This window comes from Paenibacillus sp. J31TS4, from assembly GCF_018403265.1.
GTDB lineage: Bacteria > Bacillota > Bacilli > Paenibacillales > NBRC-103111 > J31TS4.
Map to the genome: position 1 here is coordinate 212376 of NZ_BOSI01000003.1, position 22991 is coordinate 235366.

The 22991-nt window shown below is 61.9% G+C and carries 20 protein-coding genes; 14 read left to right on the top strand and 6 right to left on the bottom strand.

Annotated elements, in window-relative coordinates; genetic code table 11:
• Positions 1-162 precede the first annotated feature (162 nt).
• Positions 163-357, bottom strand: coding sequence for a hypothetical protein (locus KJS47_RS15885; RefSeq protein ID WP_213526048.1), 195 nt, complete (start codon positions 355-357; stop codon positions 163-165).
• Positions 358-582: 225 nt separating this feature from the next.
• Between KJS47_RS15885 and ku the strand changes: the two genes are divergently transcribed.
• From ku to ligD, 3 genes are read left to right on the top strand one after another with little or no spacing between them, the layout of a single operon-like run.
• Positions 583-1425 carry a non-homologous end joining protein Ku gene (gene ku, locus KJS47_RS15890; protein ID WP_213526049.1) on the top strand — a complete coding sequence of 281 codons (843 nt, stop codon included), beginning with the start codon at positions 583-585 and terminating at the stop codon, positions 1423-1425.
• Position 1426: 1 nt separating this feature from the next.
• A complete protein-coding gene (locus KJS47_RS15895) occupies positions 1427-2356 on the top strand; it encodes an ATP-dependent DNA ligase (protein WP_213526050.1) in 930 nt (309 codons plus the stop codon).
• Entirely contained in the window at positions 2353-3237 is an 885-nt protein-coding gene (gene ligD, locus KJS47_RS15900; protein ID WP_213526051.1) for a non-homologous end-joining DNA ligase, read from the top strand. Before KJS47_RS15895 ends, ligD begins: the two co-directional genes overlap by 4 nt.
• Positions 3238-3440: 203 nt before the next feature.
• On the opposite strand, the gene cls is transcribed toward ligD, so the two are convergent.
• On the bottom strand, positions 3441-4856 hold the full coding sequence (gene cls / locus KJS47_RS15905; RefSeq protein WP_213526052.1) for a cardiolipin synthase: 1416 nt from the start codon (positions 4854-4856) through the stop codon (positions 3441-3443).
• Between the two features lie 126 nt (positions 4857-4982).
• Here cls and KJS47_RS15910 point away from each other — a divergent pair, with 126 nt between their 5' ends.
• From KJS47_RS15910 to KJS47_RS15935, 6 genes are all read left to right on the top strand, one after another.
• A complete protein-coding gene (locus KJS47_RS15910; protein WP_249716436.1) occupies positions 4983-6608 on the top strand; it encodes a spore germination protein in 1626 nt (541 codons plus the stop codon).
• Positions 6609-6610: 2 nt separating this feature from the next.
• Positions 6611-7795 (top strand): Ger(x)C family spore germination protein, encoded by a 1185-nt coding sequence (locus KJS47_RS15915; protein WP_213526053.1) that lies wholly within the window; start codon positions 6611-6613, stop codon positions 7793-7795.
• Between the two features lie 6 nt (positions 7796-7801).
• Positions 7802-8053 carry a hypothetical protein gene (locus tag KJS47_RS15920; RefSeq protein WP_213526054.1) on the top strand — a complete coding sequence of 84 codons (252 nt, stop codon included), beginning with the start codon at positions 7802-7804 and terminating at the stop codon, positions 8051-8053.
• Entirely contained in the window at positions 8034-9722 is a 1689-nt protein-coding gene (locus KJS47_RS15925; protein WP_213526055.1) for a GerAB/ArcD/ProY family transporter, read from the top strand. The genes KJS47_RS15920 and KJS47_RS15925 overlap by 20 nt, the downstream gene beginning before the upstream one ends.
• A gap of 111 nt (positions 9723-9833) precedes the next feature.
• Positions 9834-11111 (top strand): sensor histidine kinase, encoded by a 1278-nt coding sequence (locus KJS47_RS15930; protein WP_213526056.1) that lies wholly within the window; start codon positions 9834-9836, stop codon positions 11109-11111.
• On the top strand, positions 11108-11803 hold the full coding sequence (locus tag KJS47_RS15935; RefSeq protein ID WP_213526057.1) for a response regulator transcription factor: 696 nt from the start codon (positions 11108-11110) through the stop codon (positions 11801-11803). Before KJS47_RS15930 ends, KJS47_RS15935 begins: the two co-directional genes overlap by 4 nt.
• A gap of 102 nt (positions 11804-11905) precedes the next feature.
• Here KJS47_RS15935 and KJS47_RS15940 read toward each other — a convergent pair whose 3' ends face one another.
• On the bottom strand, positions 11906-13114 hold the full coding sequence (locus KJS47_RS15940) for a class I SAM-dependent methyltransferase (RefSeq protein ID WP_213526058.1): 1209 nt from the start codon (positions 13112-13114) through the stop codon (positions 11906-11908).
• 249 nt (positions 13115-13363) lie between these two features.
• Here KJS47_RS15940 and KJS47_RS15945 point away from each other — a divergent pair, with 249 nt between their 5' ends.
• From KJS47_RS15945 to KJS47_RS15955, 3 genes are read left to right on the top strand one after another with little or no spacing between them, the layout of a single operon-like run.
• Positions 13364-14440: an ABC transporter substrate-binding protein gene (locus KJS47_RS15945; protein ID WP_213526059.1), complete on the top strand. Its 1077-nt coding sequence runs from the start codon at positions 13364-13366 to the stop codon at positions 14438-14440.
• 18 nt (positions 14441-14458) lie between these two features.
• The gene (locus KJS47_RS15950) at positions 14459-15304 is read left to right on the top strand and encodes an ABC transporter permease (RefSeq protein WP_213526060.1); all 846 of its coding nucleotides are present in this window, start codon (positions 14459-14461) and stop codon (positions 15302-15304) included.
• Position 15305: 1 nt separating this feature from the next.
• Positions 15306-16052: an ABC transporter ATP-binding protein gene (locus KJS47_RS15955; RefSeq protein WP_213526061.1), complete on the top strand. Its 747-nt coding sequence runs from the start codon at positions 15306-15308 to the stop codon at positions 16050-16052.
• 164 nt (positions 16053-16216) lie between these two features.
• Here KJS47_RS15955 and KJS47_RS15960 read toward each other — a convergent pair whose 3' ends face one another.
• The 3 genes from KJS47_RS15960 to KJS47_RS15970 form a co-directional block, all read right to left on the bottom strand.
• The gene (locus KJS47_RS15960; RefSeq protein ID WP_213526062.1) at positions 16217-17437 is read right to left on the bottom strand and encodes an MFS transporter; all 1221 of its coding nucleotides are present in this window, start codon (positions 17435-17437) and stop codon (positions 16217-16219) included.
• 364 nt (positions 17438-17801) lie between these two features.
• Positions 17802-18992, bottom strand: a complete 1191-nt coding sequence (locus tag KJS47_RS15965) for a YhcN/YlaJ family sporulation lipoprotein (RefSeq protein WP_213526063.1) — start codon at positions 18990-18992, stop codon at positions 17802-17804.
• Positions 18993-19191: 199 nt separating this feature from the next.
• Positions 19192-20262, bottom strand: a complete 1071-nt coding sequence (locus tag KJS47_RS15970) for a glycoside hydrolase family 15 protein (protein WP_213526064.1) — start codon at positions 20260-20262, stop codon at positions 19192-19194.
• A gap of 443 nt (positions 20263-20705) precedes the next feature.
• Between KJS47_RS15970 and KJS47_RS15975 the strand changes: the two genes are divergently transcribed.
• Positions 20706-21833 (top strand): MGDG synthase family glycosyltransferase, encoded by a 1128-nt coding sequence (locus KJS47_RS15975; protein ID WP_213526065.1) that lies wholly within the window; start codon positions 20706-20708, stop codon positions 21831-21833.
• Positions 21834-22169: 336 nt separating this feature from the next.
• Positions 22170-22961, top strand: a complete 792-nt coding sequence (locus tag KJS47_RS24275; RefSeq protein WP_213526066.1) for a hypothetical protein — start codon at positions 22170-22172, stop codon at positions 22959-22961.
• The last annotated feature ends 30 nt before the right edge of the window (positions 22962-22991 follow it).

Genomic DNA, 22991 nt, shown 5'->3' on the forward strand with positions numbered 1-22991 from the left:
CACTATGCGGAACTAAGTTTCATAATTATCTCCATTTTATTCCTCCCTCTCTTTCTTGTAAAGACTTCTTTTTGCCCTGTTCGGCTCCGCCTAAACCGAAAAAAAGCCCGTTCCCACCGGGAACGGACTGGCGTTAGCTAACGTTCCACCGCGTTTCGCGGGCTACTCGTCTTCTCTCGCTTCTCTGACTTCCTCCAGAATCGAATCCGGGTCCAGCATCGTGTCGGTGGTGGTCGGGCCGATCATGCCATTGTCGATGGTCACATTGCCCCCGCCCAGCCCTTCGTTGATCATCCGGTCGATATCCATGAACATCTCCTCGCGCCCTTGGTGGCGTTCGTCATCCAGCGTACTCATCTACCGTCCCTCCCGTCGGTCGTACTTGTTTTGCCGCCCGTACAGGCCCGTCCTGCGGTTGGCTTCCCGCTCCCGAGCAGGACCACGCGCCCTGCCTCCCGCGGCATACGGTGCCGTCGTCCGGTTCCGTCCTATTGTGGACAACAATCGAGCCTATCCATTCATAGAAACGGGTGGAAATGACCATACTGGGAAGAGAAACGAAACTAGGGGAGGTCTCTGTTCATGCATACGCTCTGGAAAGGCGCCATAAGCTTCGGACTCGTCAACGTCCCGATCAAAATGTTCGCCGCCACCGAGGAAAAAGACATTCATATGAAATACATCCACAAGGAGTGCGGCTCTTCGCTGTCCTATGTCAAGAAGTGCAACAATTGCGAGCGCGAGGTGCCGTGGGAAGAAATCGCAAAGGGCTACGAATACGAGCCAGGCCATTACGTCATCTTCGAGAAGGAAGAGCTGGAGCGCCTCAATACGGAAGCGACCAAAGAAATCAAAATTCTCGATTTCGTCGATCTGACCGACATCGACCCGATCTACTTTCAAAAAACCTATTACCTGTCGCCTGGCGATACCGGCTCCAATGCGTACAACCTGCTGCTCGAATCGCTCCGCCAGACCGGCAAGATCGGCATCGCCACCGTCACGCTCCGGTCCAAGAGCACGCTCGCCGCGATTCGGATCGTTGACGGCTGCATCGCGATGGAGACGATATTTTATCCCGATGAGATTCGCTCGGTCAAGCAGGTGCCGAACCTGCCGGAGAACGTCCAGGTAAACGACAAGGAGCTGACGATGGCCAAAATGCTGATCGACCAGCTGTCGGGACCGTTCGAGCCCGAGAAATATACCGACGAATACCGCGCGGCGCTCATGGAGGCGATCGAGCAGAAAATCGCCGGCAAGGAGGTCAAGGCGGCGCCCGAGGTGCAGCGCACCAACGTCATCGACCTCATGTCCGCGCTCCAGGCCAGCCTCGACGCGGTCAAGCCGAAGGCCGAAGGCAAGGGAGGCAAGACGGCCGGCAAGGGCCGGGGCCGCGGCAAGGTGAAGGAGACGGTCTCCTGACATGCTGCCTCCCTTCACTCCCATGTCCCCTCTGCTGACGGACGAGCTGCCGGACGGCGGGGACTGGGTGTACCAGCTCAAATGGGACGGTGTCCGCATCATCGCTCTTCTCGACAGCGGGGAAGTGAGCCTGTATTCGAAACGGATGCTCCCCAAGCTGACGGTGTACCCCGAGCTGGCCAAGGCGCTGGCGGCATGGTCCGCCAAGCATCCCGAACGGCTCGTGCTGGACGGCGAAGCGATCGTCTTCGATCCCGTCAAGCAGCGCCCCGTCTTTCAGAAGGTGCTCCAGCGGGAGCGGCTCAAGCTGCCGTCCGGCATCGCCCGGGCCACCTCCAGTCTCCCCGTTCAGTACGTCCTGTTCGATCTGCTCCATGCCGGAGGCCGCGACCTTGCGCCTCTCCCCTACTCCGAGCGGCATCGGTTGCTGACGGAGCGGTTTCCCGCTCCCGAAGGCCCCCTCATGGTGACCGAGCAATTTGAAGACGGGGAGGCACTATGGAAGTGGGTGGAGGAACGCGGCTGGGAAGGCGTGGTAGCCAAGCGGCTCACGGCCCCTTACCGCGAGGGCAAGAAGCATAAGGATTGGTTCAAGAAGAAAACCGAGGTCCGCCTCGAGGTCGAGATCGTCGGCATCACGATCCGGGAGGGCCGGCTGGCCAGTCTCGTCATGACGGAGAACGGACAGTTCCTCGGCAAGGTGTCGCTCGGTCTGAACGAGGAGCGAAAGGCCCTCATCCTGGATTACGCGACCGACACCGGCATTCGCGGGTCGTCTCCATTCTCCGTTCTGCCGGCCGATCTCAAGCAGGACCGGATCGTCTGGTTGGACACCCCCTTCTCCTGCACCGTCACCGGCCTGGAGCTGACCGAGGCGGGCGTCCTTCGCCATCCCAAAATTTTGTCGTTCGGAAAGGGGACCCGCCCATGAAGCAGGCTGCCAAAGGAACCGTCGAAATTGACGGGCACGAGCTGACGGTAACCAATCCCGAGAAACCTCTGTGGCCGGAGGCCGGAATCACGAAGCTGATGTATTTGCAGAACCTGCTCACCCTCTCGCCCTACCTGCTCCGCTACTGCGCCAACCGCTACCTGACGACGATCCGGTACCCGCACGGCATCCACGACAAATCGTTCTACCAGAAGAATGCGCCCGAGCCGATCCCTCCTTTCGTCCGCACCGCCGTCTACCAGGGCATCCGCTACGTCAACCTGGACTCGGTCGCGACGCTCGTCTGGCTCGGCAACCTGGCCTGCCTCGAGTTTCACTCGTCCTTCCACCTCATCGGCACCGAGGCGCCCGCCGAATGGGTAATCGATATCGACCCGTCGCGGGACGAGGAGCCGCGCATCATGGAGGCGGTCCGCCTGATCGGGGAGGTGCTCGATGTGATGAAAATCCGGTCCGTGCCCAAGACGTCGGGCGCCTCGGGCGTGCAGATTATCGTGCCGATCGTGCCGGGGTATTCGTTCGCCGAGCTGCGGTCGATCGGAGAGTTCCTCGGCCGGTATCTGGTGCAAAAATATCCTGACCTGTTCACGATCGAGCGGCTTAAAAAAAACCGCGGCGATCTCATCTACGTCGATTATCTCCAGCACTGGACCGGCAAAACGCTGTCCGCTCCCTATACGACACGAGCCCGCAAGGAGGCTACCGTCTCGACTCCACTCCGCTGGGAGGAGGTAGCGGCCGGCGTTCAGATCCATCAGTTCAACCAATTCACGATAGGGGAGCGGCTGCGGCAGGTCGGCGACTTGATCGAGCAATGCCCGCCCCAGTCGCTTGACCACGTTCTCCGCATTATCCGCTGACGCCCCTTCTCGCCGCCCGGCCTTGCCTGCCTCCGCCGTCTATTCGTCCTCGCCGTCTCATCCATCGCCGGCGGATCGCCGTTCGTTCCGATCAGCGATCCGCCGTCTGTTCGGCCTCGCCGTCTCATCCATCACCCGACGATCGCCGTCCGTCCGGTTGCCGTCCAAACCACCTCGCGCAAAAAAAAACCGGCCGTCCCCCGCTAGAGAAGCGGGGAGATCAGCCGGCACAGCAGCTCCTTGCCCCGCTGCCAGCGGGGGCGGGCAAGGAAGACCTCGCGCTCGATTTCTTCGCTGTTCTCCAAATCGTCCTCAAAATCCTTCATCAGCCGGTCGACCGTCCCCCGGTCAAAAATGACCGCGTTCATCTCAAAGTTGGTATAGAAGCTCCGCATGTCCATGTTGGCCGTGCCGACGGAGGCGAAGCTGTCGTCGACAACCATTACCTTGGCGTGCAGAAACCCTTTTTGGTACCGGTAGAACCGGACGCCCGCCTGCAGCAGCTCCTTGAGATAGGACAGCGTGGCACAGTAGACAATGCGCGAATCCGGTCTGCCCGGCAGAAGTACGGTGACCTCCACTCCACTCAGCGCCGCCAGCTTGAGCGCCATCAGAAGCCCGTTGTCCGCGCTGAAGTACGGCGTGGCGATCAGCACGCGGCGGCGGGCCGTATGGATGGCGGCGACCACCGCCTCGAGAATCGGGTCCCAACGGCCGTCCGGCCCGCTCGTGATCATCTGGACCCACTGGGAGCCGGCTCTATCCGGCTCCGGGAAGAAGCCGCCTCCGGTCAGCGGTTCCCGGCGGACGAATGCCCAGTCGATCAGGAACGTCCTCTGGAGCTCACGGACCGCATGTCCCCGCAGCTGCATGTGAGTGTCCCGCCAAAAGCCAAGCTTCGGATCCTTGCCCAAATACTCGTCCCCGATATTGATGCCGCCGAGGAAGCCGATACGCCCGTCGACCACCACGAGCTTGCGATGGTTGCGGTAATTGATCCGGCTGTCCACGAAGGCGAGCAGTGGCGGCAAAAAACAGCCGATCTCCGCCCCGGCCTCGCTGAGCTTGGCAAGAGAGGAACGGCTCAGCGTGTGGCTGCCGATGCCGTCGTAGAGGAGGCGGACGCGAACTCCCTCCCTCGCTTTACGCTCAAGCAGCGAGAGAAACACCCGGCCGATCCCGTCATCCCGGACGGTGTAGTATTCGAGATGAATATGGTCGCGGGCCTGCTCCATCGCCTCCAGAATGGCGCCGTACGTCTCCTCTGCATTCGTCAGGATGCGCACGTCGTTGCCGGGCACCGCCCGGCTGCCCGGGAGTCTGGCGAGCAGGCGCAGCAGCCGGGGATCGCCCTCCGGCCGGCCGCTTCCGGCCGCGTCTACCGATTCTCCGGTCCCCCCGCTCTCCTCGTAGGCTTTCTCCGCCTTCTGCCGGCGGCGTCTCTGCAGGCCGTGGGCGAAACGTCGTCCGAGCAGGACATACATAATGAACCCAAGGATGGGGAAAATAAACAAAACCAGCAGCCATGCCACGGTTTTGGAAGGATACCGGAATTCAAGAAGGATGACGGTCAAGCCTTGCAGGACAACCAGCACCAGGAGAAGCAGACACCCGTTCAACCGAAGCTCACCTCCTTGATCCTTCGCTTTCGGCTCATGAGTGAGGCCCACGCGGCGGGTCCAGGCGCGCGCCGGGCCTCCGGACGGCGGGCGCTCCGAATCTTACCGATAAGGGTGGTGTTCCCAGTGTACCCAAAAAAACGCAAGCCTAAAAAAGACCGCCCGCCGGCTATCGATTACGAATTCCTCAAGGACCTCGACAACGAACCGATCGACCGGTCGCTCGAACGCAACCTGGAGGTCATCCGGGAGATGTTCAGGGACTGCTCGGATGTCGTCATCCGGTCGTTCGATATCGAAAAGGGAATACCCGCCGCCGCCATCTTCGTTGACGGCCTCGCCAAGACGGACGACGTCGAGCAGGCGATGAAATGTCTGATGATTCTCGAAGGCGGAGAGGTGGATGTCCAGAGAATCGTTGACCGGACGCTTCCCGTTACCCAGACGTCCATGACGAAGGAATACGGCCCGTTCCTGCTCGGTATTCTCGGCGGAGACACCGGGGTGCTCGTCGAGGGCAACGACCAGGCGATTCTGATGGGCATCCGCGGCCCCAATACACGCTCGGTCAGCGAGCCGGAAACCGAGTCGGTCATCCGTGGGCCGCGGGAGGGCTTCATTGAGAATCTTCGGACGAATACGTCGCTGATCCGCCGCAAGATCAAGTCGCCCCGGCTTAAGATGAAGCCGATGGTCGTCGGCCTTCACAGCAACACGAACGTCGTGCTCTGCTACATGGAGGGCATTACGAATCCGGCTCTCATCCAGGAGGCGGAGGAGCGGATCAGCCGCATCCACATCGATTCGATTCTGGAGTCCGGCTACCTCGAGGAATTTATTCAGGACAGCGCCTACTCCCCGTTTCCCCAGATTCAGTACACGGAACGGCCGGAGGTGGTGGCGCAGGCCGTCATGACCGGGCGGCTCGCCATCATGATCGACGGAACGCCTTTCGTGCTGCTCGTCCCTACGGTCTTCATCAACTTCATGCAAGCGTCCGAGGACTTCAACGAGCGGTTCCAGATCGGCACCTTGCTTCGCTGGCTCCGGTATTTGCTTCTGTTCGCTTCCTTGCTGACTCCCGCCGTCTATGTGGCGGTGACGACGTTCCATCAGGAGATGATCCCGACCAGCCTGCTGCTAAGCATCGCGGGAGCGCGGGAGCAAATTCCGTTCCCCGCGGTTATCGAGACGCTGCTCATGGAGGTCGTGTTCGAGGCGCTCCGGGAGGCCGGCATCCGGCTCCCCAAGGCAGTCGGCTCCGCGGTCGGAATTCTGGGCGCTCTCGTCATCGGATCTGCCGCCGTCGAGGCGGGCATTGTCTCCGCTCCGATCGTGATCGTCGTTTCGATGACGGGCATCGCCTCGTTCGCCATTCCGCATTTCAACGGCGCGATAGCGGTGCGCATGCTGCGCTTCCCGCTCATTCTGATCGGCTCGATGTTCGGCCTCTACGGCATTCTTGCGGGATTAATGATTATCATCGGGCATATGGCCGGCCTGCGCTCGTTCGGCGTTCCGTTCCTCGCACCGATGACTCCCATGAAGTGGAAGGACGCCAAGCACGTCTTCTTTCGTCCGCCGCTCTGGGACATTCAGACCCGCCCCTCTTACACGTACACCCAGGATGCGGTGAAGATGGGGAACCGGCTGCCGAGAGAGATCATGGAGCAGAACGGCCAGAAGGGCAAACGGATCGAGCATCCGGAAAATTCCGATCCGAACGGCGGCCAGGAGGAAGGAGGGTCCTAGCAATGAGCATCAAACCGACACGGATCGCAAAACGGGCGGGCGTCCTGCTAGCCATTCCTCTGCTTCTCCTAACCGCCGGATGCTGGGACCGGCGTGAGGTGAACGACACGGCCTTTGTTCTTGCCTCGGCCATCGATTATGAGCCGAACGGCCAGTACCGCGTCTCGATCGGTGTTCCACTTGCCGGCAAGCTGGGCGGCGGCAAGGGCGGCGGCGGAGGGAGCGGCGGGGACAAGCCGTTCTTTATCGATTCGGACACCGGCCCTACGATTAACATCTCTCTCGACAAGCTGCAGTCTCGCATGTCGCGCCGCCTCATCCTGAACCACCGGCGCGTGCTCATGATCGGTGAGGATATGGCCCGCCAGGTCGGCCTGCGCGATGTGATGGACGTCATCGCCCGCAGCCCCGAGAACCGGCTGTCCGCGTACCTGATCGTCACCAAGGGCAGCGCCGATTCCGTGCTGCGGGCCGAACCACAGCTCGAGCGGTTCTCCGCGGAGGCGGCGCGGGAGATGGTCAAAACGTACAGTGTGGCGACGATTAACCTGAAGGATGTGGCGCAGGCGCTAATGCAGACGGGAACCGATCCGATCATCCCGTGTCTGGCCGAGGTGAAGAAGAAAAGCCAGCAGGACGCCTACAGCGAAATCCAGATGAGCGGCTACGCGATCTTCAAAGGCTTCAAAATGGTCGATCTGCTGGAGGGAGAGAGCGCCAAAGGGGTCGGATGGCTCAAGGAGGATCGGTTGAACGGCCAGTATTTCATCTCGATCTCGACCGAAGAAGGACAATTCGCCATCAACATGCTGCGCGGGTCCACCACGACCCATGTCGAGAGAGGTGCCGACGGGCGGCTGTCCGTCACGATCAACTCCGTCGTGAAGGGAGCCGTCGGGGAGAACCTGTCCTCACTTTCGGTGTCGGAGACGAGTACGCTGTCCATGCTGCAGAACAAGACCGCCGATGCGGTCAAGCGGCAGATTCTACAGGCGCTGGAGCCGGTCCGCAAACACGGCGCGGATTTTCCCGGCTTCGGCCTGCAGCTGAAGCGCCATAACCCCAAGCAGTGGGAGCAGGCCAGAGGCAGCTGGGACCAGCTGCTACGCGAAGCCGCTTATACGGTGAACGTGAGAGCCGATATCGTGCAGACGGGCCTGACGACCGAAAATATTAGTAGGAGGTGAACGGCCATGAACGGAGTCTTCGTCACATTATACAGCCTGGGATTCGTCCTGCTGCTGCTGCGTGACTGGAAGAGAATGAAGAGCCGCACCGTCTCGCGCGGCGTGATGGGCATCCTGTACGGGGTCACGGCCGTCTTTCTCCTCTGCATGGTGTTCAACATTCGTCTGTACATGCCTACGCATTTGCTGAACTTGTTACTTGGGCCGATCGGGGAAGCGATTCTGGGAGGGGTTTACTATGCAGAAACAACTGATTAGCCCCCGCCAGCTGGCCTGGCTGCTGACGACCTACATCATTACGACGGCCATGCTCACCGTTCCCCAGCTGCTGACACGGGTGGCGGGGAGCGACGCCTGGCTGTTCCAGATCTTCCCGATCATCTACGGTCTGCTAATCTGCAGTCTGTTCTTCTACCTGGCCCGCCGGTTTCCCGGCAAAAACCTGTTCGACATCAATTTGCAGCTGGCGGGCCGATTGTTCGGCAGCGTGCTGAATCTGGTTCTTCTGCTGAACATCTGGTTCATTCTGACGCGGGATGTCCGCTATTTCACCTTTTTGCTGAAGACGACCCTCTTGCCCCGGACACCCGAGGAAATCCTTCTCTTCCTCTTCGTAATCGTGCTCATCTATTACGGACAGGCCGGCATTGAGGTGACGGCGCGGGTGAACGAGCTGCTTCTCCCGCTTTTGCTTCTCCTTCTCATCACTGTTCCGTTCCTGCTCGCCAACGAGATTTCGATCCGGCTGCTCGAGCCGTTCTTCAGCGCCCCTCTCGGTGATCTCTTCTTCACCATTCCCGCCGGAGCGAGCTACCTCGGCGATTTTCTCGTCGCCGGCTTCTTCCTGCATACGGTGGCCAATCAGCTTCAGCTGAAGACGGCGATCCGCCACGGATTCATCCAGTCGGCGGTCGTGCTGATGTATGTTATGATGACCAGCATCGCCGTCTTCGGCAGCAAGCTGGTCTCGATTCAGAACTATCCAACCTATCAGGCCGTTGCCCAAGTCCATATTACCGACTTTCTGGACCGGGTGGAGTTGTTCGAATTCGCTATATTCTTCCCCGCCTTCATTCTGAATACAGCGTTGTCGTTCATCGCCATACTCATCGGCATCGCCAGCTTCACCCAGAAGAAGGATTACCGCCTGTACAGCAAGGCGGCCGGATGGCTGATCATCCCCACGGTGTACTTTGCGTTCCGCAACAACGCGGAGGGCTATCGGTTTACCGATTACAGCTTTCCGCTCTTTGTCCTCCTGCTGCATCCCCTCTATTACCTGCTCGTCTTGCTGCTGGCGGCCGTCCGGCAGAAAAAAGGGCAGCGGGCGCTCCCGCCGGAGGCATATGCGACAAAAACCGGGAACGATCCCGACAAGCAGGGCGGGCTGGGACAGAGCGGCGGAGGCGGCGGCGAGGGAAGCAGCCAGCAAACCGCCGGCGGAGCCGGGGGCGTGTCGGAAACGGCCTCCTCGGCGGCAGGAGGCCGGCCTGCTGAGGAGATCCATGCCAGTGGGGGGGCCGACGCCGGCTCTTACAGCGGCGAGCCCGGCGTCCTCGCGTCGGAGAACCGGGGCGCGGGTGCGCCCGATGCCGGCCCCGACCGAAGCGGGCTAGAAGGTGGCGGGAACGAGAAATTTGGCGCAGGCGGCCCCGGAGCCGCGCCTTACGGCCAAGGCGGCTCCTCCGGACAGCGTTCCGGCGGAGCGCCCGGCGGGGGATGGCTCCGGGCCAAAAAGCCGCTCCGCGTCTATACCCGGCGCACGACGCTTTTGGTCGTCCTGGCTCTCGTGTTCCTGGTCGTCGGATTTTCCATCAGCTATTCCTACCAGGGGATCGCCCGGATTTGCAGTCTAGGCTTCTTCCTTACCATGCTGGCCCTCTACATTTCCTCCAAGCAAGAGCTTATGGCAGTGGAGTCCGACTAGGACTCCGCTGTTTTTGTTTGCCCTGTCTTGCCGATGGGGCAAAGTCACATCTCCATATGACCGATTTCACTACTCCGCCCCCCTCTTTTCCGGTACAATGAGGGAAAATCGATGAGAGAAATGGGTGCCGTCATGCTGCTGCAAAAACGACAATGGCACTGGATCGACTGGTCGCTGTTCGGCGTCTTCACCTCTTGGATCTGGCTTGGGCTCATCAGCTACATGGTTTGGCCGCCCATGTCCGGCGCGAGCCTGTCCCTGCCCTACATCTTCGCCTATATCGCGCTGTGCAACCTGCTGCCGCTCGCTGTCTGGCGCCCGGGCTATGTCCATCTCGGCTGGTTCCCGGTCATCATTCTGGTGACGATCGGAGGCGCCCAGCTGTATCTGACCTGGCGGTCCGGCGAGCCGTTCAACCTACTGCTGTTCCCGCTGGTGGTTGTCGGGTTTCTATCCCACCGCTCCACGCTTTGGTGGACGCTCCCGGTGTTTCTGCTTGGCGTTCCCCTGCTCTCCTATACGTTCGTCGATGCCGAGGAAGCGTTCAAGATCAACACGACGACGCAGCTGATTCTTGTCAGCGCCATCTTCTTCGGCCTTGGTTACGGCATCCGGCGGGTCCACCAATCCCACCAGAAGACGAAGCGGCTGCTCGAGGAGAACGTCAGGCAGTATGAGCTGATCCGCCAGCAGAACGGAGCGCTAGAGCAGTACGCCCGGCAGGTCGAGAATCTGACGGTGACGGAGGAGCGCAACCGGCTCGCCAAGGAGCTGCACGATACGGTGGGCCACACGTTCACCTCGGTCATCATGGGCATGGACGCGGTCGCCATCCTGATGGAGAACTCGCCCGAGAAGGCGAGAGAGAAGCTGGAGGTGCTGCGCAACGTCACCCGGCGGGGGCTCGAGGAAGTGCGCAAAAGCATCCACCAGATCGCGCCGGAGGACGGCAAGCTTCCCCTCTCGCGCCAGGTGGCCAGGCTCGCAGGCGAATTCGAGCTGCACACGGGGACTGAGGTGCGGATCGACCAGTACGGCGTAGAGGAAGAGCTGCCGAACCCCGTCAAGCTGACCTTCATCCGCTGCCTGCAGGAATCGCTGACGAACGCCAAGCGCCACGGCCAGGCGAACGCGGTCCGCATTCAGCTCGAATTCCTCCCCTCGGTCGTCCGGCTGCTCGTCCAAGACGACGGGATCGGCACGGACGAGCTGAGAAGCGGCTTCGGCCTCGCGTCCATGAAGGAACGGCTGGCGGCGCTCGGTGGCCAGCTGCATGCGCAGTCGGAGCCGGGAGCCGGAACGACGGTCGTCTGCACCGTACCGGTCCCGGGTACGCTTAAGGACGGGGAACCGCCCTTCCAAGCATTGAAAGGAGATGCCAAGCCATGAATCCGCTCAAGCTCCTCCTGGTCGACGATCAGGATTTGATTCGCGAAAGTTTGCACATCGTGCTCGACATGGACCCCGACATCGAAGTCTGCGGGCTGGCCGAGAACGGCCGGGTGGCTGTCGAGCAGTGCGAAAAGCTGCAGCCCGACGTCATTCTGATGGACGTCCACATGCCCGAGATGGACGGCGTCGAGGCGACCAAGCAGATCAAGAGCCGGTTCCCCCAAGTCCGGATCATCATCCTGACGACGTTCCAGGAGGTCTCGTACGTCGTCGACGCGCTGACCGCCGGCGCGGAGGGGTATCTGCTCAAGGCCATCCACCCGAAGGATCTCGCCGCAGGCATCAAATGGGTGCATGGGGGCGGCACGCTCATCCCCCAGGACATCGCCCGGCTCTTGATTACCCAGATCCGGGGAGGCGGCGAGACCGGCGAGACGGGAGCCTCCTCCGACGGACTGCCGCCGGCCAAACCCTACGAGCCTCCGAAATCGCCGCCCTACGGGCTGAGCGAGCGGGAGCTGGAAGTGCTCCACTGCCTGTCGGACGGGCTCAGCAACCGGGAAATCGCCGAGAAGCTGTTTCTCTCCGAGGGCACCGTCAAAAACTATATCTCCAGCATCTACTCCAAGATGGAGGTGCGCGACCGGATGCAGGCGTCCCGCAAGGCGCATGACGAAGGCGTCATCTAGCGGATTTAGGCAAGCAAAACAGCGCCCCGGCCTAACGTTCCGAATGGAACGGCAGGCCGGGGCGCTGTTGTCTAACACGGGCTCCTTCTTCTCGCTGTGCGGTTAGCGGGATTCCTCCGGCCCCGTCCATCCGGCTGGTAGCCGGTCTGCGAGGGCCCGCTCCAGATAAGGCCGGATGTGGAGCGCGTCACGGTAAGAGCGGTAGTCGTCTTCCAGCCGGCTCCGCTGCGAATCGTCGGGCAGCCCCTGATAAACGGCGCGGATGAGCAGATTTTTGGGCGTATGCTCCAGATCGATGAACTCCACCAGCTGCGTCCGGTAGCCCGACAGCTCCAGCAGCTGCGCCCGGGCGGCATCGGTGGCGAGAGAGGCGAACCGCTCCTTCAGAATGCCGTGGCGGAGCAGAGGCGCCAGCGCCTCGCTGCTCACCTGGGCGAACAGCTCATGCTGGCAGCACGGCACGGACAGAATGACCTTCGCCCCCCAGCGCACGGCTTTCTCGAGCGCGGCGTCGGTAGCCGTGTCGCACGCATGGAGCGTGACGACGAGGTCGACGGCGTCCGTCTCTTCGTAGCGGCCGATGTCTCCGACCTGGAACCGGAGCCCCTCGCAGCCTAGCTTCTCCGCAAGTAGCGAGCAGTGGGCGATGACATCCTCCTTCAGGTCCAGCCCCTCGATCCGGGGCGGATAAGGAAGCCGGCCTTGAAGCAGATGGTGCAGCGCGAAGGTCAGATAAGACTTGCCGCAGCCGAAGTCGATGACCCGCACCGGACGGTCTTTGGGCAGATGCGCAACTACATCGTCGATCAGCTCCAGGAACCGGTTGATCTGCCGGAACTTATCGTACTTGGCGGCGACGACCTTGCCCTCTGGCGTCATGACCCCCAGCTCCACGAGAAACGGAACCGGCGTCCCTTCCTCCAGTAGGTAGTTCTTTTTCCGGTTGTGCGACTGGACGGCCGTTCCTCCCTTCGACGCGCGTCCCTCCTTCTTGAGCACGGTTGCCTTCCCTTTCTTGTTCACCAGAACCTGGTAGTCGGTCCCTTCGGCCTGCAGCAGCCCCTGCTTGAACGTGCCGGCCAGCAGGCTTCCCAGCTTCTCTGCCGCCTCCGCCGGTTCGAGATTGTCGTGCAGCACTTTGGGACCGACCTGGTAGGCGAACTGGTACACCTGCCGCTCCTTCAGCAGCACCGGCCGGACGGTCACCTTGGAGGCTTGCCCGGGGTCCTTATGCCTCGGGTTGCTGAGGGTCGCCTGGCGGAGGCTTCCGGCGGCCACCAGCTCCCCGATCAGTTGCTTGATTTGTTCCATGCTTTCCTGCTCCATTTCTGTTCTAGGATCCCTTCATTATATCGGAATCCCCGGCCGTCCCCAAATGTTCCCTGCCGGCTGCCGGGATATCGCGGACGAGCCCATTCTGCTTAATCCGACGTTTTTACTGTGAAAAAGCCTTGACGATCTAGGTCTACGTCCCTATAATAACCCTATAAGATTACTTGGTATTGATTCGGTTAGCTACTCGGACCGGTCAACCGGACGAATTGGGGGATACGATTAACCATGAATCAACGCGGATGGATACGCACGGCAGTCGCAGGCATGGCGCTCCTGCTCGCTGTTACGGCTTCGGCCTGCAGCAACGAACAGCCCGGAGGGGTGCTGTCAGGCTCGGCGTCTCCCAGCGCCACCGGCTCCTCGGCCTCTCCCGGAGCGGTCAAGGAAGCGAAGAAGATTACGATCGGCTATTTGAACGTCATGGATGACGCACAAGCGATTCTGGCGTACGATGCCGGCCTCTATAAACAAGCGGGACTCGATGTAGACCTCAAGCTGTTCTCGAGCGGCACCGACCTCGTCAAGGCGATTGTCGGCGGACAGGTCGACGCCGGCGTGCTCGGCTTCACCAACGCGCTCACCTGGGCATCCCAGGGCGCGGACGTGAAGGTCGTCGGCGGCGCGCAGCTCGGCTTTCACAGCATCCTCGTCAACAAGGACAGCTCCATCAAGTCCGTCGAAGACCTGAAGGGCAAGAAGCTCGCTTCGCAGAAGCCCGGCAGCACCGCCGACGTCGTGCTGAACGGCGTCATTCTGAAGAATGCGAACCTGTCGAACAAGGATCTCGACATGAAATACGTCGAGCCGGCCAACGCCATCCAGGCGCTGCAGGCGAACCAGGTCGACGCCGCATTCGTGTTCGAGCCGTTCGATAAAATCGCGCAGAAGCAGTTCGGCGCGAAGCAGATTTATGAAATCGGCAAATCGTGGCCGTTCCCGTGCATGGTCGTCATCACCTCGGGCGATGTGCTGAAGCGGGACCGCGAACTCGTGAACCGGATGCTGGACGCCCAGAAGCAGGCGATCGAGATGCTGCAGAAGGATTCACAGAAAGCTGCAGAGCTCATCACCAAGCGTTTCATCGAAGGCGACTCGCTCGATACGCCGAGCGGCAAAGTCACCTCGACGAGCATCATTAAGGAGTCCATCGATTCGCAGGTGTTCACATGGGAAGTGACACCCGATCAGATAAAACGGATGCAGGAGATCGCGGATATTATGCAGGCTCAGGGCTCTCTGTCCAAGCCAGTCAAGGTGGAAGACGTCCTTGATCTGAGCTGGCAGCAGAAGCTCAAGCCTTAAGCGGGAGGCGATTGCGAGATGACTCAGCCAGCAAGCCCTGCACCCGCCCCTCAGCCAACGAACAACAAGGCCGGCGCTGTGAGGCGCCGGCCGCGCCTTTGGGCGAAAACATGGCCGTATCTGGCCGCCGTCGGCAGCCTGCTCGCCATCTGGCAGCTCGCAGCTACGGCAATCGGCAAGCCGTTCCTGCTTCCCGGGGTCGTCGACGTGATGCCCCGGCTTGCCCGTATCTTTACCAATGAAGAATTCACCACAGGCTTCTTCAAGAGCCTCTACCGGCTGGCGCTCGGCTACCCGCTCGCCTGCCTGCTCGGAGCCCTGCTCGGTCTGCTCGGCGGCGTCTCCAAGACGTTCGCGGTCTACCTGCGCAGCCTGATCTCGATCCTGCAGTCGATCCCGCCGATCACGTGGGTTCCGTTCTTCATGATCCTGCTCGGCTTCGGGGATTTGACCGTCATTACGATTATCACGATCGCCAGCTTCTTCCCGATGGCGCTGTCCGTGCTGAACGGCACCGAGGGCGTCAACCGGACCCATCTCGAGGTGGCAAGAACGCTCGGCGCGAGCCGCGGCCAGCTGCTGACGAAGGTGTTCGCACCCGAGTCGCTTCCCGCCTTCGTTACCGGCGCTCAGGTTTCGTTCGGCAACGCCTGGCGTTCCCTCATCTCCGCCGAGATGGTCGGCGGCGCCAGCGTCGGTCTCGGCCGCTACCTGAGCTACCGGTCGGAGATCGCGGATATGCAGGGCGTTCTCCTCAGCATCATCGTGATCGGCACGATCGCGGCCGTCATCGATCTCGTCCTGCTCGAGAAGCTCAAGCGCCGTCTGCTCCACTGGCGTTACGTATCGGGAGGGGATCAATAACATGCAGAGTCTAGAGCTTAAACAGGTGAACAAGTCGTTCGGATCCCTTCAGGTGCTCTCGGACATCAATCTGAAGGTGGAAAAAGGCGAATTCGCCGTCATCGTCGGCCATTCCGGCTGCGGCAAGAGCACGGCGCTGCGCATGTTCGCCGGGCTGGAGACCGCCACGACCGGCGAAGTGCTGGCGGACGGCAAGCCGATCGCCGGCCCGGACCCGCAGCGCGTCATGATCTTTCAGGAGCACGCGCTCTATCCGTGGCGTACGGTCGAGGCCAATGTCGGCTTCGGCCTCGAGCTGGCCGGCGTCGACAAGAAGGAGAAGCGCGCGCGGGTGAACGCCGTGCTGGACAAAGTCGGCCTCGACGGCTTCCAGCGCTACTATCCGCATCAGCTCTCCGGCGGCATGCGGCAGCGCGTCGCCATCGCCCGCGCGCTCGTTGTCGATCCTGAGGTGCTGCTGCTCGACGAGCCGTACGGCGCGCTGGACGCGATAACGCGCCTGCAGATGCAGAACGAGTTGATCAAGCTGTGGCGCGGCACCGGCAAGACGATGGTGCTCATCACGCACGACATCGACGAAGCGGTCTATCTGGCCGACTCGATTTACGTGATGAGCCCCCGGCCGGGACGGATCATCCAAAAGCTGACGGCCGACATGCCCCGGCCGCGCGCCCGCAATAGCCAGGCGTTCGTCGACCTGCGGCAGCAGATTATGGACAGTCTGGACATCGGCACCTACAGTATATAAGTAATCCCCAGAAAGTGAAGAGGATGCTCCGCTGCTTAGTCCGATTACTTTACGGGGGCCCCGACTCCCTTAACCCCGTTAAGGGACCTATAAGTAATCATTCGCAGTGTTTTCCAAACAAGTAGAGGAGCAGACGGTTGATCCGTCTGCTCCTCTTTTGCTTGTCAGGGTGTCTGCTCCTGCCTATAGTGGACCCGCCGGCCCCGGGCCAATGGCGACCACAGCACCGCCATGACCAGCAGAACAGCAGCCGTCCCCAGGTAGAGTGTACCGGTGCTGAAGCCTTCGATCACCGTGTACCCGAGGAACGGGCCGAGAGCCGCTCCCAGGTCGGTCGCCAGGCTGTACGTCGTCATGACGGATTTGCCGTCGGCCGCGGCCAAATCGGTGGCGACCGTATCGGCGACGGTCGTCAGCACCGTGGCCGTCAGCTGCACGCCGAGCACGACGGCTAGCCAGACGGCTAGAGGCATCGGGAGCGGAAGCGCCGCATAGAGGAGCGCCCCCGCCAGTAGGCTGACGCCCAGCAGCCGGTCCCTTCCCCATCGTCCGTCGGACTGCTTGCCGACCCAGGGAGCAAGGAGCGGCTCCCAGCCCCAGCGGATCGCCTGAAGAATGCCGGCGAGCGCGGCGGAGCCAAGCACGAAGCCCGCGATCGGGATTGTTCCGGCCGCCTCCTCGGTTAGGTGACTGAGCGTCGCCGTGAAGATGCCCTGGTACACCATGGCGATCAGCAGGCCGGTCCCAAGCGCCTTCAGCCAGGTCGCGTTCCATCGCATCGTCAATGCCCGGGCGGCAGGTGCACCCTCCCGTCCGGCCGACTCCCCCAACGCCTCGGAGACGGAGAGCCAGGCGGCGGGCAATGCCACCAGACTGACTGCAGCGAATACGGTGGCGACGAAGGGCAGACCGTAGGCGTCGGCAAGCAGCCCGCCCGCCAGCATGCCGCCGAGACTGCCGAGGCGGTACAGCCCGTTGTACGTTCCCATCAGGTAGCCCCGATTGCCTGCGTCAGACAGATCGATAATCAAGTAGAAGGCGCCCAGCCGCAGCAGCGTCCAGGCCACTCCCCACAGGCAGCGGGCGGCCAGGAGAAAAGGAAAGCCGTAATCGAGCCCGTAGCAGAACGTCGTAACGGCCGCCAGCAGCACGGCGATGGTGATGCCGGTCCGGGCGCGGAACGTTTTGTAAAACCAGCCGACCAGCGGCGCAAGCGGCAGCCGGACGAACCGGTTGACCGACAATAACACCCCGACCTCCCACAATGATTGCAAGCCTACTTCCGAATAGTGCAGGGGAAGGACGATGTACAGCATGGAGTCTCCCAGCAGGCACGCGGCCGTAATGAGCGAAATAAGGACCACCTGGCGTTTTCCTGAGTTCATCTGTTCGGTTCCCTTCTTCATCCGGTTTCGGACAAGACGGCGGACGCCGCCCATCTGGCGAATAATGGATATCTTAACACAATCCGCAGGCCGGAGGGGACAGCAATTTGAAGAGGAATGCGGCAGGCGGAACAGCGAGAGACCATTGTCGGGATTGATTATTAACCAAGTAAACGATTGTCCGGGTTGCCTATAGTTCAGGTTGCCATTTCCAAGCTGCCACGATCAGGCGACCCCGTACACCAACGCGCCGGAAGGTTCACGGTGAGGATCCGATCCCTTCCCCACTCGTCAGACCGCAAAAAAAGAACGGGCCCTGGTGGACCCGTCCTTGGGAAAGTGATTTGCTCCGTTTTTCTTACTTTTACCGCTGACGGATGCCGTCGCGGCGGCTGCGCATCATATCGGTGGAGCTGCCGCGCGGATTCGCGAGCTGGCTGCTGCTTGTGCTGCCGCCATACGAGCCGGTGCCGTCCGTCGTTGGAAACACTTTTTGGGCAAGCAGGTTGAAGTCGTTCACGAGGTCCGCCATCGTGGGGCCTCCGGGACCCGAAGCCGAGCCCCAGTTCGAATGCAGCGTCGGACCGGTCTTGCCGCTTCCCACACCTCCGTCGCCGGGCTGGCTTGCCGAGCCTGAAGGGAGCGAGCCGGGACGAGTCGCATCCTTCAGGCCTGCATCGCGCAGCTGGCTTTCGCCGGAATGGGGCGCCGGCTGGCCTTCGACGCTGCCGCCCGCCGTTCCGGTATCGTTCGTCTTGCGCGGTATGCCCACACCCTCGCGGTTCGGGATACCCTTCTCCCGAACGGGGCCCGGCGGCTGTTGCTGCGGGCTGCCCTCGGGCTGTCCTGCGGGCTCGGAAGCACCTTTTGCCCGGCTTCTAGCCTCCGCCTCGGCCATTCGGGTCTCCAGGCGGTCCATCTGCTTCATGAATTCTTCTTTCCCCGACACATAGACATGCTGCAGCGCCGGACTGCTCAGCGAATGCACCTTTTCGACCAGATGGAGCTTGTACGCCCGGGGCATGTCCGACAGATCGTCGTCGTGATTGTAAGACTGCATGCCTCCGTTATGCACGTCGTACGAATTGCCCACGATGCCCGATCGGATGTTCGGCACGCTGGTCGGCGCCGGCCGGTCGATGCGCTTGTCCGATAAGCCGACGGACATGCCGGGCGGCGTCTGATCGGTCCGGGTAACCTCATCCGACAACTTGACGGCTACGTAGACGTTGCTGTCGGTCACAAGTGCCTTGGCCTTCTGGACGCCGGGCACCTCCTCGAGCTTGCGGGCCAGGTACGGACTCCACTCCATTCGCGTATTGCGGTGCGTGCCGAGCGTATCAAGGCCGTAGCTGCGCCCCCCCGCTCCGCCTGTCCCGCCGCCTCCGCCGCCACCTGTGGTCCCGCCTCCGGGGAGCGACGTGGAACGCATCCCGCTCTTGCCTCCCGCCGCTCCCTGCTGCTGCGTGCCGCAGCCGGCAAGCAGGCAGACCGTGAGCGCCGAGACGGTTGCCGCCTGCAGCAGCGTCCGGGGACGGCGCGTTTGCTTGTTCATTCCTACCCCTCCTTATGTTCGCAGAACGGATTCAGATAAAGTAGTCCTTGCTATAGCATCCGCGCCTCGCCGCCAAATATGCCCCCCGTTATTTATCTGGGCAGCCAAAAAAACCCGACGATTAGCCTCGTCGGATTATCTTCAAAAGAACCTGCCCTGGTCAAACGCGAAGGGAGGCGGCTCCGCGCCGCCCCCCCTACTAACCTGCATCCGCCTCCGGCTGCCTATAGCGGATCCCGCACACCGCTTCCTTCGCCAGAATGTACATGGCGCTGCTCCAGCCGAGCGGCGTATTCGGGTTCGGCTCAGCCCGCCCGCTGTAGTACAGCTCGGGCAATACGCCGGGCTCCACCATAAGCTCCTCCGTCCGCTTTACGTACGCTTGCGCTTCCTCGCGGCGCCCAAGCTCGAAGTGACACAGCGCCAGCCAGGGCAGCCCAAAGGTCCACTCCGCCTCGGTGCCGTAGTAGAACGAAAGCGGTTTACCTCTGCCGTGCTCCCGCTCCAGCGTACTGTAATAGCTGTCCCCCTCGTAGCGGATGACGCCTCGCTCCCGGAGGAGCCGCCGCTCGATCTGCTCAACGATTCGTTCTCCGGGAAGACCGGTCAGCACCCGATAGGGGTACACTAACGACAGCTGGGCGAGATCGGCGGGTTTGTCGGCGCTTTCGCGCGGATAGAGGCGAAGCAGCGCGGCGAGACCGTTGTCGATCAGGCCGTCGGGAACATGGACGTACGTCCTCACCGCTCGCAGCCCGGCGGCGCAGGCACCCACCGAAGAAGCGTGGACCTCCCGCCATTCCTCCCACATGCCGTTATCCGGGTCGTGCCAGTATTCCACGTTCGCCAGGTAGGTGACCAGCTTCTGGAGGATTCGCCGGTCTGCCTCGCCGCGGAGCATTGCCTTGCCTCTCGCGAGCCCCTCCCCTACTCCAAACAGGAACGCCCCGATCATGTCATGCTGCACATGGCCCCAGTTTTGGTCGTGAATCTCGCGGACGTCACCGGAATAGCGGGCATGCAGATATTCCCATTCCCAGGTTGGCTTATGCCGGCACAAAATATCCAGCTTCCATTCGTATTCGAGGAACAGATCGAACAGCCGGTAATAGGTCTGCTCATAGAGTCCCCCCGAATGGTCCAGATAGGGCAAGGACATGTAGACGCAGTCCCGTATCCAGATGTAGCGGTAATCCGACGAAAGACTGGCCAGATACAGGCCATTGGGCAAGCGAAGCTTATCCAGAACACGATAGCTGTCAGCCAACATCGTTACCCCTCCTTCATTCATCGCGGCTGTCAAGCAGCCGGCCTCTCCCTCCCAGTGTTGACGGCGGCTCCATGTCTTAAACCCGCAAAGGCTGCCGCCCTATGTTACACGGCGTATATAGTTCAGTATATGAACGAGCGTCCCAAATGGCGTGCCCAATCGAACCGGTACGAAGAATAAAAAAAGAACGACCGGGGCACGTTCCCCGCCTGACTCCCTGAGCCGCTCGAACGCAAGCCTGCGCCGGCGCCCGGCTAATCTTGCACGGCCGGTCTCGGGCACACGGATTCTTGGTTTTCTCTCCCTTCTCGTGGTATGATGTAACACGCTTGTCATCGGCTTTCATAAGAGCAAATCCTTCCCGTATAATAGAAAGACGATTAGTTTGCCCGATCCGGCCAGGCCGGCACCTTGTCGGGCTCGATGAGGACAGGTGAAATTTCGTGAAGAAAAAACGCGTTCTCCTACTCTCCGAGGGCTTCGGCTCCGGCCATACGCAAGCGGCCCACGCCCTCTCGGTGGGACTGCGCAGCCTGTCTCCGAACGTGCTGACCCGTGTGCTGGAGCTGGGAGCGTTCCAGCATCCGACGATCGCGCCGTGGATTTTTTCCGCCTACCGCAAGGCGGTTATGAGCCAGCCCAAGCTGTACGGGATGCTCTACCGGTATCAATACAAAAAGTCTCTAAACAAGCTCACCCAGCTCGCGCTGCACCGCATCTTCTACGGGCGCACCGCGGCCATCATCCGTCAGCTCCGCCCCGACTTGATCGTCTGCACGCACCCGTTCCCCAATGTGGTCGTCTCGCGGCTCAAGCGGGCGGGGCTGCAGGTGCCGCTCATTACCGTCATTACGGATTACGACGCGCACGGCACCTGGATCGATCCCGAGGTCAATCGGTACTTCGTCTCGACGCCCGAGGTGCGCGGCAAGCTGCTCGCGCACGGCGTAAGCGAAGAACGCGTTGAGGTGACGGGTATTCCGGTTCACCCGGACTTCTGGATCACCCGCGACCAGCAGGCCGCGCGGGAGGAGCTTGGTCTGCGCGACCTGCCGACCGTCCTCGTCATGGGAGGAGGATGGGGACTGCTGGGCGACGAGGCGTTGATCCGCTACATGACGGAATGGAGGGACCGGCTGCAGCTCGTCTTCTGCACGGGCAGCAACGACAAGCTGCGTGAGCAGATGGAGAGCGAGCCCGCTCTGGCCCATCCGAACATCCGTCTGCTCGGCTTCACCAAGCAGGTGGACCGACTGATGGATGCAGCCGATTTGCTCGTTACCAAGCCCGGGGGCATGACGAGCACCGAGGCGCTGGCCAAAGGCCTGCCCATGCTGTTCTATAACCAGATTCCCGGGCAGGAAGAAGAGAACAGCCTATACTTCCTCGAAAACGGCTATGCCGAGGAGATCGTCTCACGTTCTACGATCGACCGCTGGTTTGAGCGGCTCGTCCGCCACCGCGACGAGTTCGAACGCAGACGGGCATGGATGCGCGGCATCCAGAAGCCCGAGAGCCCTCATATCGGTTCGCAGAAATTATTGGACTATTTGGAATCCCATCCGCTGTAGCGCTCGCGTTTGTCCGGACTTACCGGCCAGGCGGAGCGCTTTTTTGCTGCCCGCACGCCTCCCCGAGAGCGGCTTCCCTGTTTCGCTCGCGGCGAAGCCCCTTGGTGGGTCAACCATCCTTCGAAAGGGACCCGACCGGTTGGGTTAGGCGGAACCCTGGTTCCCCAGCGGCCGGCCGTCAGCGCCGAACAACGGCTTAGGCCGCAAGCCCGCCGCTCCTCGAATCCGGTCCTCTGCCGCGCCCCGCCCTTTTTTGCTTGGCCGAGCAGCTGCTCATACCCGCTTGACTCCCGCGCATACACTGTATCACCCACTATGCGCAAAGGAAGTGAGAACATGGCGGAGGAACAGAGGCGGCGCCGCATCATCTTCCTGTATCTCGGCGGGTGGCTGCTGGGCGGTATGGCAGCCACGCTGCTGCTGCTCGCCATGAGTCCGGCGGGGGACTGGCATGGATTGGGGCTCGTCCAGCTGCGGGACACCGGGCTGTTCGGACTGAGCGGAGCGCTGGGCGGCACGATTTACGCCCTCCGCAACCTGCATCGGTTCTTCGACGGTACGACGGGGCTGCGCTGGACGTACTGGTATTTGTCCCGCCCCTGGCTGTGCGCCTGTACAGCCGTCTTTCTCATCCTGCTCCTCGACAGCGGCCTGTTCCTGCTGAAGCTGTCCGATTCGCTTGAGGGCAAGATGGGGCTGTCGTTCCTTACCGGCTTAGGCTCCGGCAAGCTGATGGAGAAGCTGTCCAAGCTGAGCCGGGCGCTATTCGGCGAGGCGGACCGGTCGGGCGAGGCGGCGCCGCGGGATTCGGTTTCGGTGAGCAACCGCACCGCGGGACAGCTGGCGGTTCCGGCCGATCCCGGTCCGGCTCCCGCCTTCCCCGGCGACGGCCCGCCCGCTGGCACGGCGTCGCCTGCGGGCGCGCGTCCGTCCGCGGCCGCTTTGCCGCCCGGCGGGACGCCCGCCGATCCCGGGCCGGCTCCCGCCTTCCCCGGTGCGGGCCCGGCCTCCGGCACGGAGCCGCTGGCGGATGCGAGCCCCTCCGCCGGTTCCACACCGCCGCTTGGGCGGCCCGCGGCTCCCGGCTCGATCCCGCCGGTCGATCCAGCGACCGGAGAGACGAACTGACCGGAGACCGGCAGGCTGCGCAATCCGCGC

Bases quoted from the DNA above. Each gene is read 5' to 3' on its own strand.
- KJS47_RS15885 (WP_213526048.1), bottom strand. From the start codon at position 357: ATGAGTACGCTGGATGACGAACGCCACCAAGGGCGCGAGGAGATGTTC.
- ku (WP_213526049.1), top strand. From the start codon at position 583: ATGCATACGCTCTGGAAAGGCGCCATAAGCTTCGGACTCGTCAACGTC.
- KJS47_RS15895 (WP_213526050.1), top strand. From the start codon at position 1,427: ATGCTGCCTCCCTTCACTCCCATGTCCCCTCTGCTGACGGACGAGCTG.
- ligD (WP_213526051.1), top strand. From the start codon at position 2,353: ATGAAGCAGGCTGCCAAAGGAACCGTCGAAATTGACGGGCACGAGCTG.
- KJS47_RS15915 (WP_213526053.1), top strand. From the start codon at position 6,611: ATGAGCATCAAACCGACACGGATCGCAAAACGGGCGGGCGTCCTGCTA.
- KJS47_RS15920 (WP_213526054.1), top strand. From the start codon at position 7,802: ATGAACGGAGTCTTCGTCACATTATACAGCCTGGGATTCGTCCTGCTG.
- KJS47_RS15925 (WP_213526055.1), top strand. From the start codon at position 8,034: ATGCAGAAACAACTGATTAGCCCCCGCCAGCTGGCCTGGCTGCTGACG.
- KJS47_RS15930 (WP_213526056.1), top strand. From the start codon at position 9,834: ATGAGAGAAATGGGTGCCGTCATGCTGCTGCAAAAACGACAATGGCAC.
- KJS47_RS15935 (WP_213526057.1), top strand. From the start codon at position 11,108: ATGAATCCGCTCAAGCTCCTCCTGGTCGACGATCAGGATTTGATTCGC.
- KJS47_RS15940 (WP_213526058.1), bottom strand. From the start codon at position 13,114: ATGGAACAAATCAAGCAACTGATCGGGGAGCTGGTGGCCGCCGGAAGC.
- KJS47_RS15945 (WP_213526059.1), top strand. From the start codon at position 13,364: ATGAATCAACGCGGATGGATACGCACGGCAGTCGCAGGCATGGCGCTC.
- KJS47_RS15950 (WP_213526060.1), top strand. From the start codon at position 14,459: ATGACTCAGCCAGCAAGCCCTGCACCCGCCCCTCAGCCAACGAACAAC.
- KJS47_RS15955 (WP_213526061.1), top strand. From the start codon at position 15,306: ATGCAGAGTCTAGAGCTTAAACAGGTGAACAAGTCGTTCGGATCCCTT.
- KJS47_RS15960 (WP_213526062.1), bottom strand. From the start codon at position 17,437: ATGAACTCAGGAAAACGCCAGGTGGTCCTTATTTCGCTCATTACGGCC.
- KJS47_RS15965 (WP_213526063.1), bottom strand. From the start codon at position 18,992: ATGAACAAGCAAACGCGCCGTCCCCGGACGCTGCTGCAGGCGGCAACC.
- KJS47_RS15970 (WP_213526064.1), bottom strand. From the start codon at position 20,262: ATGTTGGCTGACAGCTATCGTGTTCTGGATAAGCTTCGCTTGCCCAAT.
- KJS47_RS24275 (WP_213526066.1), top strand. From the start codon at position 22,170: ATGGCGGAGGAACAGAGGCGGCGCCGCATCATCTTCCTGTATCTCGGC.